Raw genomic sequence first — 17613 nt, 5'->3', positions numbered from 1 at the left:
ATCCTAAAACAACTTTCGCATTAATCTTAACAATTTTTGAGCGGCAGCTTCCCAATTAAATAAATCCGCCGTCTCTCTAGCTTTTTGACCTACCCGAAAACGCATCGGGTCTTCAACAATTTTTCGTAACTGTTCGCGAACAGACTGAACATTTGGCTCTGCCCAATGAGGAGCATTTCGGATTTTTAGATACTCAGTATCGTAACACTTTCCCACGGGAATTAGATCGTAAGCAATGGGATAGCAGTTATCAGCATTGGCGTACTCAGTCGGGCCACCGTACATAGTCATAGCAACGGGCAAACCTGCTGCAAAGGCATCCAAAATTTTAATTGCAAAACCCTCCCCGCGAAACGGAGCTAAAAAAGCATCGGCTGACAAGTATAAATCAGCTAGTTCTGCTTTATTGTAAAATTTACGGATTATCATAATTTTTGCCTTTAACTTGCCGAGCTGCTTTTCGAGATTTACGAGATGTTCCACTATAACATCTGGATTATTGCCGCCATCTTTGATTATTAACTCTACGTTATAATCATCTTTAAACTCTTCCCAAAAAGCTTGAATTGCCAGATCCGTGCCAAATCTATAGAAATCAAAAGAATTGGTCATGTGCAGAATATACTTTACATCTTTTTGGGTTTTTTGCGGTCTGGGCAAATAGAGTTGCGAGATTAAAGGATTGAAACCTAGAGGCATGACTGATACGTTGGCCGCCGGACATCCAGCTTTTATTAAAACGTTTTTAGAATATTGGCTGACGGCTAGTTTGTGAGATAAAGTGTTAACAGCATTGTAAATCCAGTAATCATAATCATCATGGTTTGTGGCGAATTCGTAATTGATAGCAAAAAGTTCTAAGTTGAGATGTCCGTTGAGTTCTTTTAAAAAATAAGGTTTCCAATAATGAGACCATTTGATCTGAAATAAATCTGAGGGTGTGGTGTTCATCCACTTCGCTAGCAGGTCGTTTTCTTCTGCTGTGGAATGGTGGCTGAGATGAGAGGCTATTGTTGAAGGTTCGATCGAAATAGGAATTCCCATTTGGTGTAAAGTTTTAGCCAGGGATAGGGTAATGTCGGTGAAGGAATTAAAATGTTGAAAGGCAACGTTAAAGTGAACCATATTTATTGGTTATTAGTGCAGGGTGAGCGCATCTAATTTGGTATAAATTGTACTTGACAAATGACAGAATATGCACCCGCCAGAGGCAGGGCGGTGGTGGAGACCGGCTCGGCCACCAACAAGCAGTTAAACTGGGAATGGACTCCCGGCAGGTATCCCTCACTGAGGCAGATGGAAAAAGGCTGCCGTGAAATCTATCGGCAACTGAACATTGTTGAACGTGCTATCAACCGACTCAAGCAATGAAGTCGGAGCGCTATTCGATATGAGAAGCTGCCTGCCAATTATACAGCCACGATCGCGATCGCCTGCATTCTGTTGTGGTTATAGTTTGAAAACACGCCCTAGGCAAGAACATCTGATGGAGATAAATCAGCTAGGTGGAACCCCAGCGAGCGTGCTTAGCTGGCTATCCGCATCACACTCAATTTTCATTCCTTAGTTTACGAGCGGCGCTTGAAAGATGCTGTCAAATGTTTAAAAAATTTCCCTCACCATTCTACCTTAATTAAGATGCGATTCCCCTGTAATATCTCTGAGTATTTTTTTTATTCTTTATCTTCTGGGAGTCTTCAAATTGGCAAAATATTCTAAAAAACTGGCATTTAATATATTCACAGAAGCCAATGAATCTGTTTGTTTTGGTTGGTGATTTAAAGTTTGAGTAAAACCTTTTGCCATTGATAGCACCCATAAACTTACAATAACTACATTGAAATTTATTCGGATTTAACTGTAGGATATTTTGGGTTCAAATTAAGATGCGTTTACCCTGGAGCGTAAAGCCAGGATTAGGCAGCCGTTAAATCTGTCTGCCTATCCTACTTGACTTTTGTGACATTATCGTCATTTTTCACCAATTGGAAGACCCTGGTAAGGAAGATTTGGAGGCTCTGCCTCCAAATTGTTTTCTCCTTTTAATCGAGGATGTGCCTCCTCCAAATGTCTTCCCAGGCAGAGCCTGGGGACGATTGGAATAGTCATTGGTTATGCGTTAATTGCTACTAACTAATAACTAATAACTAATTAGCTCTTTTTTACAGCTTCTGGAACACTGCGAACATCGGCAGATACATCGACAGCAAAATCGAACCTACGATACCACCGACGACCACAATCATCAGAGGTTCTAGCATACTGGTAAGTCCTTTTACCGCTTCTTCAACTTCCGTTTCGTAGAAAGCGCCAACTTTCATCAGCATCTTGTCAAGTTCCCCTGTCTCCTCGCCAATTGCCATCATTTGGATAGCCAAAGACGGAAAAACAGCTTGTTCTTGCAAAGCAATACTGATCATGCCACCGCTTTGAATTTCCTGTCTCGCATATTCGATCGCATTAGATATTGCCTGATTCCCAGCCACATCTCGCACAATTTCCAAAGAATTGAGAATCGGCACGCCCGATCGCGTCAGCGACCCAAATATCACGCAAAAGCGAGCCACCGCAGATTTTTCGATCAAATCTCCAAAAATCGGCATTTTCATCGCAATTCTATCAATTTGTAGGCGACCTATGGGAGTTTTGTAGTACATATCGAAGGCAATTTTTAGCGCTATAATCACCCCAATAACTGTTATCTGTTGGATGGGAGGCCAAGCCGTACAAAATGCACTAATTGCCAACATAAACAACGTAAATGCTGGCAAATCTGCACCAATATCCTTAAAAATTTTGGCGAAAGTTGGCAGCAAGAATATAGTCATTGCGAAAAAAATCACGATCGCGATAGAAAACACCGTCTTCGGATAAGACATAGCCGAATTAATTTCAGCCTCCGTCTTGTGATTTTTTTCCATCATCACCGCCAGACGGTCTAGGGTTTCATCTAGCACCCCCCCGACTTCTCCGGCCGCCACCATACTGATAAACAGTTGGTCAAAAACATCAGGAAACTTAGCCATCGCCTCGGCCAAGTTTATCCCCTCCTGCACGTCAGCATTCATGCTCCTGAGCGCTCGCTTCAGCTTAGCATTAGAACACTGCTCGTGCAGCACAGAAAGGCATCTCACGATCGCCACCCCTGCATTAAACATAGCCGCAAACTGACGAGCAAAAATAGCCATATCCTTAACAGTAAGACTGGTAAGGTTATATTCAATTTGCTCCTGAATCTTACTGAAATCAAAGCCACCTTTCGGTTTTTGGCGGATAACGTTGGTAGCCACAGCTCACCTCTGAAAATTTATTAAAACTTAGTTGTCAGTTGTCAGTTGTCAGTTGTCAGTTGTTAGTTGTTACCCATAATTAATAACAACGGTCAACGGCCAACTGACTAATGACCAATGACTAATAACTAATGACTAATGACTGCTGACGGAATTAATGAGCTTTTACCGTGCCGCCACCCACAGGTGCCGGGCCGATCAAGCGTTCGAGTTCGTCAGCCTTAGAAGCCTTGGCCATTGCCGATTCCCAAGTGACTTTACCGCTCTTGTAAAGTTCAGCGAGGGCCATTTCCATCGTCCTCATACCCAATTTTGCCCCCATTTGGATTTGGGAGTAAATCATGGGAGTTTTGCCCTCCCGGATCAAGTTAGACATAGCAGGAGTATTCACCATGATTTCCATAGCACAGCAACGGCCGCCGCCAATTTTTATTACCAAATTTTGGCTGGCTATTCCCACCAAAGAGTTAGACACCTGGGCGCGAACCTGGGGTTGTTGAATGGGCGGGAACACGTCCAAAATCCGATCGATCGTTGCAGCCGCCGAATTAGTGTGCAGCGTTCCCATCACCATGTGACCCGTTTCTGCCGCCGAAATTGCCAGACCGATCGTTTCCAAGTCCCGCATTTCCCCCACGAGAATTACATCAGGATCTTCGCGCAAAGCAGCTTTCAGCGCATTAGCAAAGCTCTTTGTATCTTCACCCTTTTGGCGCTGGTGAAACAAACTCTTGACATTGGGAAACACGTATTCGATCGGGTCTTCAACGGTTAGAATGTGTTCTGCCCGCGTCCGGTTGACCAGATCCAACAAAGCCGCCATCGTAGTAGTTTTCCCGGAACCCGTTTGTCCCGTCACCAACAGCATACCCCTGGGTCTTTCCGTCATATCCCGCAAAACCTGCGGCACGCCTAAAGCATCGGCGTTAGGAATCTTAGAAGCCAGAGCCCGCATACAAGCAGCCCAAGCACCCCGCTCCCGGTAGACATTGACGCGGAACCGAGCCAATCCCCGAACGCCGTAAGCGCAGTCGAGTTCCCACTCCATTTCCAACTGCTTGCGCTGCATATTGTTGAGCATTTGGAAAATCAGGATCTGCACTTCCTCAGCAGACAGAATGTCGCCGTATTGAGTCTGAGGAGTTAGTTTACCGCTGACTCGGAAGAATATAGGCGCGCCCGCTTGGATGTGTATGTCCGAACCCCCTTGCTCTACCAGGGACTCCAGTACGTCTTCAATCATCAGACCCATAGATACCTCTCCTCGATCGAATTGATAGTTATTGACCAATCTAGCTCAGTTAACAGTCAACAGTTAACTGTTGAATCAATCCAAAAAGCGTGGCGTCAAGCAGTAGGGACAATCCAGCATCTCCGGCTTCAATTCCGCCTGACAAGTTTTGCAGGTAAGTCCCTGCTTGCGTTTGGCTTTCATTTCAGCCTCCAGGCCAGAGTCTGTAAACGTCACCCGCTCGACTTCTTCAAAAGTAGTCGCGCCTTCCCGCACCAATTGCAAGCTGTAAGCCAACAACGTTTTCATCCCTTCTTCTACTGCTGCTTCCTTAATTTGCTCTGTGGGAGCTCCTTGAGTGATCAGAGTTTGAAGCCGCTCAGTATTTTTCAGGAACTCGTAAACCCCTACCCGCCCTTTGTAGCCTAGGCCGCCGCACTTCCGACAAAGTTGCTCGTTGTCTGCGAGTTCCTTCCTTTCCTCCACGGGTATAGTGTGGGCTTTGTAAACAGTGAGATCAATTTCTTGAGAAGCCGACAGACCGTACTTGCCGAGTTCTGCGGCAGTAGGCTGGTAAGGAATGCAGCATTTGTCGCAAACCCGCCGCATCAGACGCTGAGCCAACACGCCCAACAGAGCGGCCGAAACCATGAAGGGTTCTACGCCCATTTCGGCCAAACGCGCGACTGCCCCAGCCGCGTCGTTCGTGTGCAGCGTCGTCAGCACCAAGTGTCCCGTCAAAGCAGCTTCCAGAGCCGTTTTTGCCGTTTCCTTGTCCCGCGTTTCCCCCACCAGCATCACGTCAGGGTCTTGCCGCAAAAATGCCCGCAGAATGTTGGAAAAAGTCAAGTCTTTTTCCCGAATTACTTGACATTGGGTAATTCCTGGCAAAGCATATTCGATCGGGTCTTCGGCCGTACTGATATTAACCCCCGGATCGTTCCGTTCCGCCAGAATCGAGTACAGAGTAGTTGACTTGCCCGAACCCGTCGGCCCGGTAACCAAAATCAGTCCGAACGGACGGCTAGCACTTTCTCGCACTAAAGCCAGAGTTTCTTCGTCGGAGATTAACAAACCCAAACCCAACTGAGTGCTGGAACTGTCCAAAATCCGCAGCACGATTTTTTCGCCGTACCGGGAAGGCAAGCTGTTCACCCGGAAATCCACCGTGCGTCCCTCAAACACCCGGCGGATGCGCCCGTCTTGAGCTTGTCGGCGTTCGGCAATATCCAGGTTGGCAATAATCTTGAAACGAGCCGTAATCGATGCGACTACCTGCTTGGGAAACCGGAAATACTCTTGCAGCACCCCGTCTTTCCGCATCCGAATCCGCATGAACTCTTCTTGAGGTTCTACGTGGATGTCAGACACCTTTTCCGACAAAGCTTTAGCCAAAATGATATTGACGGCCTTAATTACGGGAGCGGCCTCAGCATCGTCCAAGGTGTTAGCGAGGTCTTCTTGGTCGCTACTCTCCTCTTCTAGCGAGAGCTCGCCAAAATCTCCCTCCCCTAAATCCATCTTTCTCTGCTTTTCGACTTCAGCTTTTTTAGCTTCCCTCTTAACTTGTTCGTCTTGATAGGTAGAAGTTATGTCCTGATAGTCGTCTGGCGTAATCACCCGTCGCTGCAAAGCCAAGCCATGAGGCTGTAAAATCCGCCGCAAATCTTCTATGGCGTTGAGGTTGTCGGGATCTACCATTGCCACTAAAACCGCCGCTGGCTCAGTTTCAGTCTTCGCTACGGGTAAAAACCGACCTTGGTGACAAATGTCGATCGAAATCTTCAATGCGTCGAGCATAACTCCGAGTTGCTCGTTAGACATTTCGCTCATCTCCGGGTCAAATGCTTCAACGCCGTAGACTATCTTCCGTTCAAACATCTGCTGCTTCTTGTAAAGTCGCAGCAATTCTGGGGGTAACGGCTGCCCGGTAAGTGCTTCTAATACCTCGGTCAAACGCTTGCCTGACTTCTGGCTTTCAATTTGAGCTTGCTTCACTTGCTCGCCGTTGACGTAACCCGACAGAATCATCTTGGTGAGAGCCGGAGTAAAAGCGCTTAGAGCAACTATCGATGTGGATCGAGGCGCGGATGTGCTAGTCATAAAAAACACTCAATAGGTGGGAAACTCAGTCACAAAGAGTGCTGAGAGGAAAACCAACGCGGGGTTTTAACCCCCGTATTCTTTGCTTATGGATCAGCTATAGGGGTTCTCAAGCGTTGTGAGGTATGGGGGCTTTGTCCTATGCCCACGGAGGCCACGGAGGCCACGGAGCCCACGGAGCCCACGGAGCCCTATGAGCACCTCATGTTACTGAGAAAGGCTATATGATTTTCTTGCTCAATCCCTATCTCTACAGTGTAAGCTCGCACTCCCCTCTAAGCTTCGTCCACAAATTGACGAGATGTTGGAGGGATTTGCGGGTGCTTGCAATCAAATCTTGTTCGTTGAGTGCTAAGTTGCTTACTTACCTGATTAACTTGCGGGATACTCTCGTTATAGCGTCAGGGCACATCACTTGGAGGTTCCCCGTACCGGGAGAGAAAAGCGGGGCGGGGTGTGTCCCCCTCCCAGGCTAATTCTATTTTCCCAAATTGTTTGCTCAAATTACAGCGCCCGTGGTGGCGCGGTTAGCTGTACTAAATTAAAGATGAGCTCTGTTCTGTGATGATAGCTTTTACGAAAGCCTCGATCGCCCTTTTGAAATATATTTTGATTAATTATCTGCGATCGGTCACTGCCCGATCGTCGGCTGCATGAGCCCCCAGGGCAAATTTTGAGCAACTCTAGTTTTGGGTCAGTAAATATTACTTTGATTCTATCATGGTGTCCGAACCTTTGTGACCTAAGCTTGACGGTTCAAAAATCTTGGCAAGAGGCAAATTAGATATCAATCGTATTTACAGATGAACACCTCCGCCAGACCAGCTAATGTCTATCATTTGACTGGCAAAAATTCGAGACTTCAAGCGACTTTGGGGGTATTGAATCAGAGAAACCACAGATCCCATTCACATCAAGATTAACAACCTAGTATCTGAGTTACACAAGCACACAGCTAACTACTTAGTCACTCCATACAAATTGCTCTTTCTCCTGACTTGGGAAACTCAGCAAATGCTAAAAAATGCCTGTGTAAGCTTGCGACTAAAACAGCCTGACCGATTATAAATTTAAGTCACTATGGTTTTAAGTAAACCTTGAAACATCTAGCCTCCTAATTGGGAAATATTGTAGTAGACTTAACCGCAAAATATACTTATAAAAATTGTTGTAAATGCGATCGCGTTAATTAAAAATCAGGAACCAACAAACCTTGGGTTGACCCCATTGCTACCATATTATACGTAAATATCTAAACGGGTCATTGAATATTTTATGGAAAGGTTTGAGGAATGTCTCCAGATCTGGCGAGATTTCCTCTTTTTACATGGTGCCATACACAGTAAATTCGAGTCCTCTAGATTTACCGGGTTAACTGTATCTGCTAGAATTGATAGGGTTCTGTCGCGCAGCTTTTATGATTGACGAGGAAAAACAGCAAGATCAAGATCCTAACTCAACAGGGGAAACCACCCCAGAGGGTTCGCCAATGGCAAGCGAAAATCCGGCGGCATCAGGAAACTCGAATGAATCGGCGGATTGGGAGCTCGAACTTGCTCGAGCTTATCAAAGTGCTCAGGGCGATCGCACCCCAGCAAACGCATCGGGGCCTACCGTCACCGGCAGTTCAACCAACAGTCCGACTGCAGACGCGGCGGAGCCTTGGAAGAAGGAACTGGCCCAGGCCAACGATGAAAAAGAGGCTTTAAAAACTCAGTTGCAAGCCACATCCGCTCAACTAGAAGAACTGAAAAATCAAAATCTCCGCCTAGCAGCAGATTTTGAGAACTTCCGCAGGCGTACCCAAAAGGAAAAAGAAGAGCTAGATTTACAGGCAAGGTGTCTGACGATTAAACCCCTGTTGCCGGTAATTGACAATTTCGAGCGCGCTCGATCGCACATCAAGCCGCAAACCGATGGCGAAATGAACATTCACAAAAGCTACCAAAGCGTTTACAAGCAAATGGTAGACGGCCTCAAGCAAATCGGGGTTTCTCCGATGCGCCCCGAAGGTGAACAGTTTGACCCCAACCTCCACGAAGCTCTGCTGAGCGAGCCAACTGACGAACACGAGGAAGGAACAATTATCCAAGAACTAGAACGCGGCTACATTCTGGGCGATCGCGTCTTGCGACACGCCAAAGTGAAAGTTGCAGCGGCTGGGCTATCTGTGGTAGCCTCAGATGAAAATCCCGATAGTTCGGAAGGTTAAGCGGGATACAAGCTACTGCATTCCTCAAAGTCACTTACCCCCGAATAGAATTCGGGGGTTCCCAGGTGGCAGACTAACCAACTTCTTACATTAAAGATGACTAAAAGCAGGTCAGCGCTTTATCCAAAAATTGTGAAAAATGTTTTTACCCGTCTTTGATATTGCCTGATTGACCTCAAGTTTATTTCCTACAAATCAGGTCGGGTGATGCTTGTTTGAACAAGCTGAGTCGTTTTTCTTCCCCCAACCTGTAGTTGGAGGTTTCCAAACATCCCACAAAGTTTTATGAGGCGCTATGGGAAAAATTATTGGAATTGACTTAGGCACAACTAACAGTTGCGTAGCTGTGTTAGAGGGCGGTAAACCCGTCGTGATCGCCAATTCCGAGGGCGGCCGCACAACTCCGAGTATAGTAGGATTCGGCAAGGCGGGCGATCGCTTAGTAGGTCAACTAGCCAAGCGGCAAGCTGTAACTAATGCTGTAAATACTGTCTACAGTATCAAACGATTTATCGGACGGCGGTGGGACGACACGGAAGAAGAACGAGCGCGGACTCCCTATACCTGCATAAAAGGCAAAGACGATACCGTTAACGTCCAAATTCGGAACAAGGTTCACACTCCGCAAGAAATCTCGGCAATGGTACTCCAAAAGCTCAAGCAAGATGCTGAAGCTTATTTGGGACAAACTGTTACTCAAGCCGTGATTACAGTACCCGCCTACTTCACAGACGCCCAACGGCAAGCTACTAAAGACGCCGGTACGATCGCCGGCCTAGAAGTCCTGCGGATCGTCAACGAACCGACAGCGGCAGCCCTTTCCTACGGGCTGGACAAGCAAAATATAGAACAGAAAATCTTGGTCTTTGACCTAGGCGGCGGTACTTTCGACGTTTCGATCCTGCAACTAGGAGACGGAATTTTTGAAGTCAACGCTACCTCCGGTAACAACCATCTCGGAGGAGATGACTTTGACGACTGCATAGTCCAGTGGCTGGTAGAAGCTTTCCGCACTCAAGAAGGCAGTGACCTCTCACAAGACAAAATGGCCTTGCAGCGCCTCCGAGAAGCTGCCGAAAAAGCAAAAATCGAACTATCCAACCGCGAATCCACCTCAATCAATTTGCCCTTCATCTCCTCTGACGAGAAAGGGCCGAAGCATTTGGAAATGGAACTCTCCAAAGCTCAGTTTGAAAAACTGGTGGCTCATTTGGTGCAAGCGACGATCGATCCGGTGACTCAAGCCCTCAAAGACGCAAGTTTGACCCCCAAAGACATAGACAGAATTATTTTAGTGGGAGGCTCAACCCGGATTCCAGCAGTTCAAAAGGCAATTAGCAAGTATTTTGGGGGCGTTTCTCCCGATAAATCCGTCAATCCCGACGAAGCTGTAGCGGTAGGCGCGGCAATTCAAGCCGGGGTGTTGGGTGGTGAAGTCAAAGACTTGCTGCTGCTTGATGTGACGCCGCTCTCCCTGGGACTCGAAACGTTGGGCGGGGTGTTCACCAAAGTAATAGAGCGCAATACAACTATTCCCACCAGCCGATCGCAAATGTACAGCACGGCGGCAGACGGGCAAACCTCGGTAGAAATTCACGTACTCCAAGGCGAGCGGGCATTGGTTAAAGACAATAAAAGTCTCGGCAAATTCCTGCTCAAAGGCATTCCCCCAGCTCCCCGTGGCGTACCTCAAATCGAAGTTACCTTTGAAATCGATGCCAACGGGATTCTCAAAGTGGCTGCTGAAGACAAGGGAACCGGAAAAGAACAAAGCATCCAAATTTCCAATACAGGGGGATTGAGCGAAACCGAAGTCGAGCGGATGCGACAAGAAGCCGAACTTTACGCCGACGAGGACCTCAAGCGCGCTCTACTCGTCGAACTCAAAAATCAAGCTGACTCCCTCGTCTATAATTGTGGTGTAACTTTAAAAACCAACGCGCAACTGCTGAGTGACGAGCTCAAGGCCGAAGCGGAAACAGCCGCAGCAGCCTTGCGGGCAGCGATGACTAACCCCGACATCACAATCGAGGAACTCACCCCCGCAATCGAATCTTTCAAGCAACTGCTATACTCGCTGGGGACAGCAGTCTACGACCAAGCCCGCAGCGGGGTAGCCCCGTCAGGAGCTGTTGTTGAAAGCGAGATGATCTCAGAGGTAGAATCATCAGAACCAGAAGAGGTTAAAGCGGACGACGACAGCATTTTGCTGAAAGAAGAGCTGCAGGTGGCGCCCCAAGCTCCGCCGGCACCAAAGCCGGAACCAAAGCCGGCACCAAAGCCGGAACCAAAGCTGGAACCAAAGCTGGAATCCAAGCCGGAATCCAAGCCGGAGCGACAGTCAAAACGACAGTCAAATCCACAGTCAAATCCACAGTCAAGTCCACAGTCAAATCCACAGTCAAAACAAAAACAGAAGGTTCCCGAACCAGAAGTTGATGATATGAATCCTTTCCTTTAAAACTGAAAAGCTAAAAATTAAAAGTTAAAAATTAACACTGAGAATTTTTGATTTTTAATCTGTAATTTCAGGAAAGGTCGCCCGTTTTTTTTTCGTACACTTTTTGTTATTTACCTCCAGGCAAGCAGCTCTATGGCCGGTGATTACTATGAAATATTAGGCGTTTCTCGCAGCGCAGACAAAGAAGAAATTAAGCGTGCTTACCGCCGCCTAGCTCGCAAGTACCATCCAGATGTCAACAAAGAATCCGGTGCCGAGGAGCGGTTTAAAGAAATTAACCGCGCCTACGAGGTACTCTCAGAACCAGAAACCCGCGCCCGTTTCGATCGTTTCGGCGAAGCAGGCGTCAGCGGTGCAGGCGCACCTGGGTTCCAAGACTTTGGTGACAGCTTTGCCGATATTTTTGAAAGCTTCTTTCAGGGTTTTCAGGGAGGTGTCGGTCAACAACAGCAAGGTCGCAGGCGCAGCGGGCCGGTGCGCGGAGACGATTTGCGACTCGATTTGCGGCTGGACTTTCGCGAAGCAGTGTTTGGTGGGGAAAAAGAACTCCGCATCAAGCATCTAGAAACCTGCGAGACTTGCACGGGGACTGGCGCGAAACCGGGAACCAGACCCCAAACTTGCTCGACTTGTACCGGCAGCGGTCAAGTCCGACGCGCTACCCGCACTCCTTTCGGTAGCTTTACTCAAGTTTCAGTTTGCCCCACTTGCAACGGCACCGGGCAAGTGATTGAGGATAAGTGCGAAACTTGCGGCGGCCGAGGCCAGAAAGAAGTGATGAAAAAGCTGAAAATCACAATTCCGGCTGGGGTTGACAACGGTACTCGCTTGCGCGTTTCCAATGAAGGGGATGCCGGCAAACTGGGCGGGCCGCCTGGGGATCTTTACGTGTTCTTGGCGGTGAATGAAGACCCGCTATTTAAGCGCGACGGCACTAACGTTAGCTCGGAAGTTAAGATTAGTTATTTGCAAGCAATTTTAGGGTGCCGGTTGGAAGTGGAAACCGTAGACGGGCCGACGGAGTTGTTGATTCCTAGCGGAACTCAGGCGAATACTGTTCTGACTCTTGAGAAAAAAGGGGTGCCTCGGTTGGGAAATCCAGTCAGTCGCGGCGATCATTTGATTACGGTGTCTATTGACATTCCGACTAAGGTGACGGCTGAGGAACGGGAGTTGCTGATGCAGCTTGCTAAGCTGAAGGGCGATCGTACCGGTAAAGGCGGCTTGGAAGGGTTTCTGGGTAATTTGTTTCAGAAATAAGCAATTTTTGACACCACTTGGTGTCAAATTTTCCTGTTTGAGGATTCCCAGGCAATTTGTTTTAGTATCTGTCAAAAAATTGTGTGCAATTGCTCACAACAATCTCAGGTGGGACGCTTCCTGGGCATTGCGTTTCCGCAGCCCTCAAAAAAGTGAGCGCAATTGCGCTCACTTTTTTCAGAAAGAATAATAGTCGGTGTCCAATTGGACACAAAATTTTAGATTCTCCAGTTTCCACGCAACTTGTTTAAAAAACTACGGCTTTCAGGATTTGAGATTGCAAAAAGTATTATGAATTCAACATCGAAAATTGAAAATCCCAAATCCCCAGATGCCAAAATCGATCTGCGGGGTACTCCGTGTCCTCTGAATTTTGTCCGCACTAAACTGCGCTTGGAGCAAATGGCACCGGGAGCAGTTTTGGAAGTGTGGCTGGATGCTGGGGAGCCGATCGAACAAGTGCCCGATAGTCTCAAAATGGAAGGCTACCAGATTCTCGAAACGGAATTTGTCGCGGATGAGCCGGAGTCGGGCTATTTTTCAATGAAAGTGCAGCGCCCAGAAGACAAGGAAGCAGGATGAGCCTGAATTCGCCCTCGATCGTGGGTACTGTAATTGCTGTTCAGGCTAACTTCTACCAAGTGAGGTTAGATCCCGAAGTCTCCATTGACGGGAAAAATGCTCCCCTCGCGGATTCTCCGACTCTCCTGTGCACTCGCCGCACTCGACTCAAAAAAATTGGCCAACAGGTGATGGTGGGCGATCGCGTGGTGGTAGACGAACCGGACTGGACTGACCGCCGTGGTGCAATTTCTGAAGTCTTCCCCCGCCAAACAGAACTCAACCGCCCGCCTGTAGCTAATGCCGATCGCATTCTCCTTGTTTTTGCCCTTGCTGAACCAGACTTAGATCCCGCGTCATTAACTCGGTTTTTAGTCAAGGCCGAATCTACAGGTTTAGAGGTGAGTTTGTGCCTCAACAAATGCGATTTGGTCACGCCCCAGGAGTTGGAACAGTGGCGCGATCGGCTTTCAGGCTGGGGCTACGAACCCATGTTTATTAGCGTCCGCAGCGGTGCCGGAGTTCAGGAAGCTCCCGCTAAGGGTCAAAATGAAATTTTTGCCTCGGAACCGCATTTCAATGACTTAGCGGAGAAAATAGAGCCATCTCTGCTGAGTTATGAGGATAACCCCCAACTTCCAAATTCGGTCAATCCGTTACATCCGTTAAATCCCGTACATATGCCGTTGCCGAACTTGCTTCTAGACCACCTGCAAGGAAGAATAACGGTAATTTGTGGCCCTTCTGGGGTTGGCAAGTCCAGCTTAATCAACCAACTGATCCCGGCCCTGAATCTGCGAGTGAACGCTGTTTCCGGCAAACTCGGCCGCGGGCGCCACACGACTCGCCACGTCGAACTATTTGAACTCCCCGGCGGCGGACTTTTGGCCGATACTCCGGGCTTTAATCAGCCGGCTCTCGAATGCGATCCCTCAGAGTTAGCTGAATATTTCCCAGAAGCGCGCCAGAGGCTGGCTTTGGGTAGCTGCCAATTTAGTGATTGTTCGCACCGAGACGAGCCTAACTGTGTCGTGCGGGGCGGTTGGGAGCGCTATGAGTATTACTTGCAGTTTCTCGAAGAGGCGATCGTCCGCCAACAAGCTCTGCAAAACTCTAGTAGCGCCGAATCGAGTTTGAAGCAGCAAACCAAGTCGGATGGTACGCAGCATTACGAACCGAAGCTACAAACTAAAAAATATCGCCGCTCTTCCCGCCGCCTTCAACACCAATCGCTGCAAGATATGTGTCAAGATTTAGACGAGTTGTGAGGAAGTCGCCGCCCAGCGCGCGCCGACACTAGAAAACAGTACCAAGACTTACCCGGAAACCGGGTTTGCTCGACGAAAATACTTCGTTGTACCCCGATGCCCATTTCCCAAAATCGGCTTTCTTTAGTCGCGAGTGCGTAAGTCCTGAGTACATTAATAGCTAAAATTAAATGGCCTTAGATTTGTTAAAAAAAGTAGAACAGAAGCAAAAGTTAGCGGGTACTGCAGGAGCAAAAATATTGTGAATATTCAAGAACTGTTTCAAAAAGGCGGCCCCGCCATGTGGCCCCTGTTGCTGTTATCGATTTTATCTTTGAGTACAATTATCGAGCGCTTGTGGTTTTGGGCAAGCCTCCTGAGCAAAGAAAAGCAGATAGTTAACCGCATTCTGGAAGCGGCTCGCAGTGATTGGGGGGCGGCTAACGAGATGGCCAGACAAGCTAACCGACAGCCGATCGGGCGATTTCTTTCTGCACCCCTGCGGCTCTACAATCCCGAACCAGATTTATTTCGACTTGCACTCGAAGCTGCAGCCGATGAAGAGTTGGCTTCGATGCGCCGCGGTGACAAAATCTTAGAAGCTACGATCGCTCTAGCCCCTTTGTTGGGCTTGCTGGGAACAGTTCTGGGCTTGATTAACTCGCTCAGTTCCATCCGTCTGGGCGACATCGGCACGGCGGCAACAACTGGCGTAACTTTGGGGATTAGCGAGGCGCTGATCACGACTGCTACTGGGATGATAGTAGCAATTTTTAGCTTGGCCTTTTATAGGATATTTCAAGCTTTTTTGTTCAACCAGGCCAAAATATTTCGCAAAGCTGGAAATGAACTGGAATTGCTTTACAGGCAATACTGGCCTGCAGCTAATGCTAAGGGTCGAGCACCCGGTGCAGAATACAGCAATTCTTCTTTTGGTGCAGATGGTTTGAACAGGCGTTCTCTCAATTCTCAAGAATCGGGAGAACGGAATCGGGAGCCGAAATTGAAAGGTTCCGATCCGGCTGAAGATTCACCTTCTAATAATTAGAATCAAGGAGAACTGATGAAGATTAATCTAGATACTCCTGCTGAAGAGGCTCGGATTGAACTGGTGCCTTTAATTGACGTGATCTTTTGCATTCTGACGTTTTTTCTCCTGGCGGCTTTGCAACTGACTCGGCAGCAAGCCATTAATGTGGATTTGCCTAAAGCGAAGACAGGACAAGTACAGATGCGAGAGATGCTGATTGTCAGCATTGACGATTTCGGTCAAACTTATATCGACCAATTGCCTGTTAATTACCAACAGCTCGATCGAGTTTTAAAGAGTTTCCAAAGCCAAAACCCTACGGGGTTGATGGTGCTGTACGCTCCTCAAAATGCGAGATATGCCAAAGTTGTCGAGGTTTTAGACAAATTGAGAGAGGTAGGGGGCGATAGAGTTGCCCTGGCAACTCTTCCTAGTTCGGCTCCCTCCCCATTGCCCAATACCTCGCTTCCCAATTCTGGCATTCCTGCGGCACCTGCGATCGGCAATTCCGGTCAACCCCTGCCGTCTCCTGTGCCTCCGGGGCAGCAACAGTTCAACCCCAATCAGTTTCAATCCCCTCTCCCCACTCCTGGGCAGCAGCAGTTCAATCCCAATCAGTTTCAATCCCCTCTCCCGGCTCCACAGCAGCCTAGTAACTTTGGGGCAAATCAGGGCATTCCTCCGGTTTCGCCTGCACCCGCTGCTCCCAATTTCAGACCCGGAATCGCCACTCCACCGCAGGATGGCGGGCCCTCGAATTAGTTAGGAAGAAGGTTCGGCAACGGATTGTGTAACGGATGTAACGGATGTAACGGATGTCAGTCCGATGTCCGTCGGAAGAAGGGAGAAGGAAGAAGGGAGCAATCCCCAGGACAAGAGATTCTTAGACATTTCTGTAATAAGTCCGACAATTGGTAGATACTGAGATAATTCACCTAACCAAACCCAATATGTCCCCATATGTACCACCAAGAATCGCTGTTCAACGACTTGGAGTATGTTCAAAAACCCTTGAAAGGTGGGAAAAAGAAGGGAAAATCAAAGCATACCGAACGCCGTCAGGACAGCGACGCTACGACTGTGACTCAGTTGTCAATATTCCATCTACTAAACCAACCATCCTCTACGCCAGAGTTAGCAGTCGAAGTCAAAAAGCCGACCTTCTCCGACAGACTGACTTTCTTCTGTCTCGCTACCCCGGATGTGAAATTATCCAAGACATCGGGAGCGGACTTAACTTCAAGCGCAAAGGTCTTATCGCCCTACTGGAACACGTTTACACAGGCGACATCGGAATGGTTGTCGTTGCCTCAAAAGATAGATTGTGTCGGTTCGGGTTCGATGTTATCTCATGGTTCGCAGAGCGGGGCGGGTGTAAGATTCTGGTTCTCAACAATAGTTCACTTAGTCCAGAAAGAGAAATGGTTGAAGATATACTCGCCATCATCCACGTCTTCAGTTGCCGATTGTACGGACTCAGAAAGTATAAAAAGCAAATCATTGAAGACTTTGACGTACCGAGTTTACCCAAAGGGGGAGACGAAGAAAGTCTGGATGTTGAGAATTCACGCCAATCGCAAAGTGTATAACAATGCAATCGCTTACCTGAATCAGCATCAAGGAAAGTTCACCTACTACACTGTAGACAAAAAGACTAATCAGCCAGTTTTGAAAACTTCCGGCAAGCAAGCATTTCGTAGTTTTTGCAAAACTCGCTTGTTACGAGATAATCCCGGAATGGTGTAAAGAGTTAGGAATAGCACACAGTTTGGATAACGCCCTTTTCGAGGCTTATACAGCTTGGAAGAAGACTGACAAGCAGCCCGCTCAATTAGGTAAAGGAAAAAAGGCAAAACCCAATCCTTTAGTCGGACTGAAGTTGGCTCGGTTCAGGTCAATCCGCTCCCAGAAACAAACAATTCAGTTCGACCCGGGTGATTACAAGAATGGTCATCTAATGGCTAATGCTAGCAAACACCTGGAAAAGCCCCTCTGGACTGGACAAGGTTATTGCTTAGTTAAGTACGACAAAGCCGTAGAAGTTACCTATAACAAGGGACGCTGGTTCGTGAATATGCCCGTAGAGATGGATATCCCGGAGCCGAGAAATGGTGGAAAAACCATCGCACTCGATCCAGGAGTGCGTTGTTTCTTGACCGGATTTGATGGCAATTATTTTAGTGAATTTGGGAAACATGACTTTGGGAAGATTGCTAGG

Annotated in this window: 13 protein-coding genes and 1 pseudogene; 10 read left to right on the top strand and 4 right to left on the bottom strand. The window is 47.9% G+C overall.

Annotated features, from left to right (window positions below):
• Positions 1–3: 3 nt before the first annotated feature.
• The 4 genes from QUB04_RS19655 to QUB04_RS19640 form a co-directional block, all read right to left on the bottom strand.
• Positions 4–1125, bottom strand: coding sequence for a glycosyltransferase family 4 protein (locus QUB04_RS19655; protein WP_333286888.1), 1122 nt, complete (start codon positions 1123–1125; stop codon positions 4–6).
• Between the two features lie 1037 nt (positions 1126–2162).
• Complete coding sequence (locus QUB04_RS19650) at positions 2163–3290, bottom strand: type II secretion system F family protein (RefSeq protein ID WP_333286886.1); 1128 nt, start codon at positions 3288–3290, stop codon at positions 2163–2165.
• A 154-nt stretch (positions 3291–3444) separates the two neighbouring features.
• Positions 3445–4542 carry a type IV pilus twitching motility protein PilT gene (locus QUB04_RS19645; protein ID WP_333286884.1) on the bottom strand — a complete coding sequence of 366 codons (1098 nt, stop codon included), beginning with the start codon at positions 4540–4542 and terminating at the stop codon, positions 3445–3447.
• 75 nt (positions 4543–4617) lie between these two features.
• Complete coding sequence (locus QUB04_RS19640; protein WP_333286883.1) at positions 4618–6624, bottom strand: GspE/PulE family protein; 2007 nt, start codon at positions 6622–6624, stop codon at positions 4618–4620.
• A gap of 1417 nt (positions 6625–8041) precedes the next feature.
• Between QUB04_RS19640 and grpE the strand changes: the two genes are divergently transcribed.
• From grpE to QUB04_RS19590, 10 genes and pseudogenes are all read left to right on the top strand, one after another.
• Positions 8042–8836, top strand: coding sequence for a nucleotide exchange factor GrpE (gene grpE, locus QUB04_RS19635; RefSeq protein WP_333153502.1), 795 nt, complete (start codon positions 8042–8044; stop codon positions 8834–8836).
• Positions 8837–9131: 295 nt separating this feature from the next.
• Positions 9132–11297, top strand: a complete 2166-nt coding sequence (gene dnaK, locus QUB04_RS19630) for a molecular chaperone DnaK (RefSeq protein WP_333286881.1) — start codon at positions 9132–9134, stop codon at positions 11295–11297.
• Positions 11298–11429: 132 nt separating this feature from the next.
• Positions 11430–12557 carry a molecular chaperone DnaJ gene (dnaJ, locus tag QUB04_RS19625; protein WP_333042223.1) on the top strand — a complete coding sequence of 376 codons (1128 nt, stop codon included), beginning with the start codon at positions 11430–11432 and terminating at the stop codon, positions 12555–12557.
• 291 nt (positions 12558–12848) lie between these two features.
• The gene (locus tag QUB04_RS19620; protein ID WP_333106093.1) at positions 12849–13139 is read left to right on the top strand and encodes a sulfurtransferase TusA family protein; all 291 of its coding nucleotides are present in this window, start codon (positions 12849–12851) and stop codon (positions 13137–13139) included.
• A complete protein-coding gene (gene rsgA, locus QUB04_RS19615) occupies positions 13136–14386 on the top strand; it encodes a ribosome small subunit-dependent GTPase A (protein ID WP_333286880.1) in 1251 nt (416 codons plus the stop codon). Before QUB04_RS19620 ends, rsgA begins: the two co-directional genes overlap by 4 nt.
• Positions 14387–14627: 241 nt before the next feature.
• Entirely contained in the window at positions 14628–15413 is a 786-nt protein-coding gene (locus QUB04_RS19610) for a MotA/TolQ/ExbB proton channel family protein (protein WP_333286878.1), read from the top strand.
• 15 nt (positions 15414–15428) lie between these two features.
• The gene (locus QUB04_RS19605; protein WP_333286876.1) at positions 15429–16157 is read left to right on the top strand and encodes a biopolymer transporter ExbD; all 729 of its coding nucleotides are present in this window, start codon (positions 15429–15431) and stop codon (positions 16155–16157) included.
• A 188-nt stretch (positions 16158–16345) separates the two neighbouring features.
• A complete protein-coding gene (locus tag QUB04_RS19600) occupies positions 16346–16984 on the top strand; it encodes an IS607 family transposase (RefSeq protein ID WP_333286874.1) in 639 nt (212 codons plus the stop codon).
• Complete coding sequence (locus QUB04_RS19595) at positions 16977–17141, top strand: hypothetical protein (protein WP_333286871.1); 165 nt, start codon at positions 16977–16979, stop codon at positions 17139–17141. The genes QUB04_RS19600 and QUB04_RS19595 overlap by 8 nt, the downstream gene beginning before the upstream one ends.
• A 22-nt stretch (positions 17142–17163) precedes the next feature.
• Positions 17164–17613, top strand: a pseudogene (locus QUB04_RS19590) (RNA-guided endonuclease InsQ/TnpB family protein); the annotation flags it as partial.

Origin of the sequence: Microcoleus sp. D2_18a_B4 (assembly GCF_036702475.1) — a bacterium.
Lineage (GTDB): Bacteria > Cyanobacteriota > Cyanobacteriia > Cyanobacteriales > Microcoleaceae > Microcoleus.
The sequence above is the reverse complement of the archived record's forward strand: the minus strand, read 5'-3'. Positions and strand labels throughout refer to the sequence as shown.

Bases quoted from the DNA above. Each gene is read 5' to 3' on its own strand.
- QUB04_RS19655 (WP_333286888.1), bottom strand. From the start codon at position 1,125: ATGGTTCACTTTAACGTTGCCTTTCAACATTTTAATTCCTTCACCGAC.
- QUB04_RS19645 (WP_333286884.1), bottom strand. From the start codon at position 4,542: ATGGGTCTGATGATTGAAGACGTACTGGAGTCCCTGGTAGAGCAAGGG.
- QUB04_RS19640 (WP_333286883.1), bottom strand. From the start codon at position 6,624: ATGACTAGCACATCCGCGCCTCGATCCACATCGATAGTTGCTCTAAGC.
- grpE (WP_333153502.1), top strand. From the start codon at position 8,042: ATGATTGACGAGGAAAAACAGCAAGATCAAGATCCTAACTCAACAGGG.
- dnaK (WP_333286881.1), top strand. From the start codon at position 9,132: ATGGGAAAAATTATTGGAATTGACTTAGGCACAACTAACAGTTGCGTA.
- dnaJ (WP_333042223.1), top strand. From the start codon at position 11,430: ATGGCCGGTGATTACTATGAAATATTAGGCGTTTCTCGCAGCGCAGAC.
- QUB04_RS19620 (WP_333106093.1), top strand. From the start codon at position 12,849: ATGAATTCAACATCGAAAATTGAAAATCCCAAATCCCCAGATGCCAAA.
- rsgA (WP_333286880.1), top strand. From the start codon at position 13,136: ATGAGCCTGAATTCGCCCTCGATCGTGGGTACTGTAATTGCTGTTCAG.
- QUB04_RS19605 (WP_333286876.1), top strand. From the start codon at position 15,429: ATGAAGATTAATCTAGATACTCCTGCTGAAGAGGCTCGGATTGAACTG.
- QUB04_RS19600 (WP_333286874.1), top strand. From the start codon at position 16,346: ATGTCCCCATATGTACCACCAAGAATCGCTGTTCAACGACTTGGAGTA.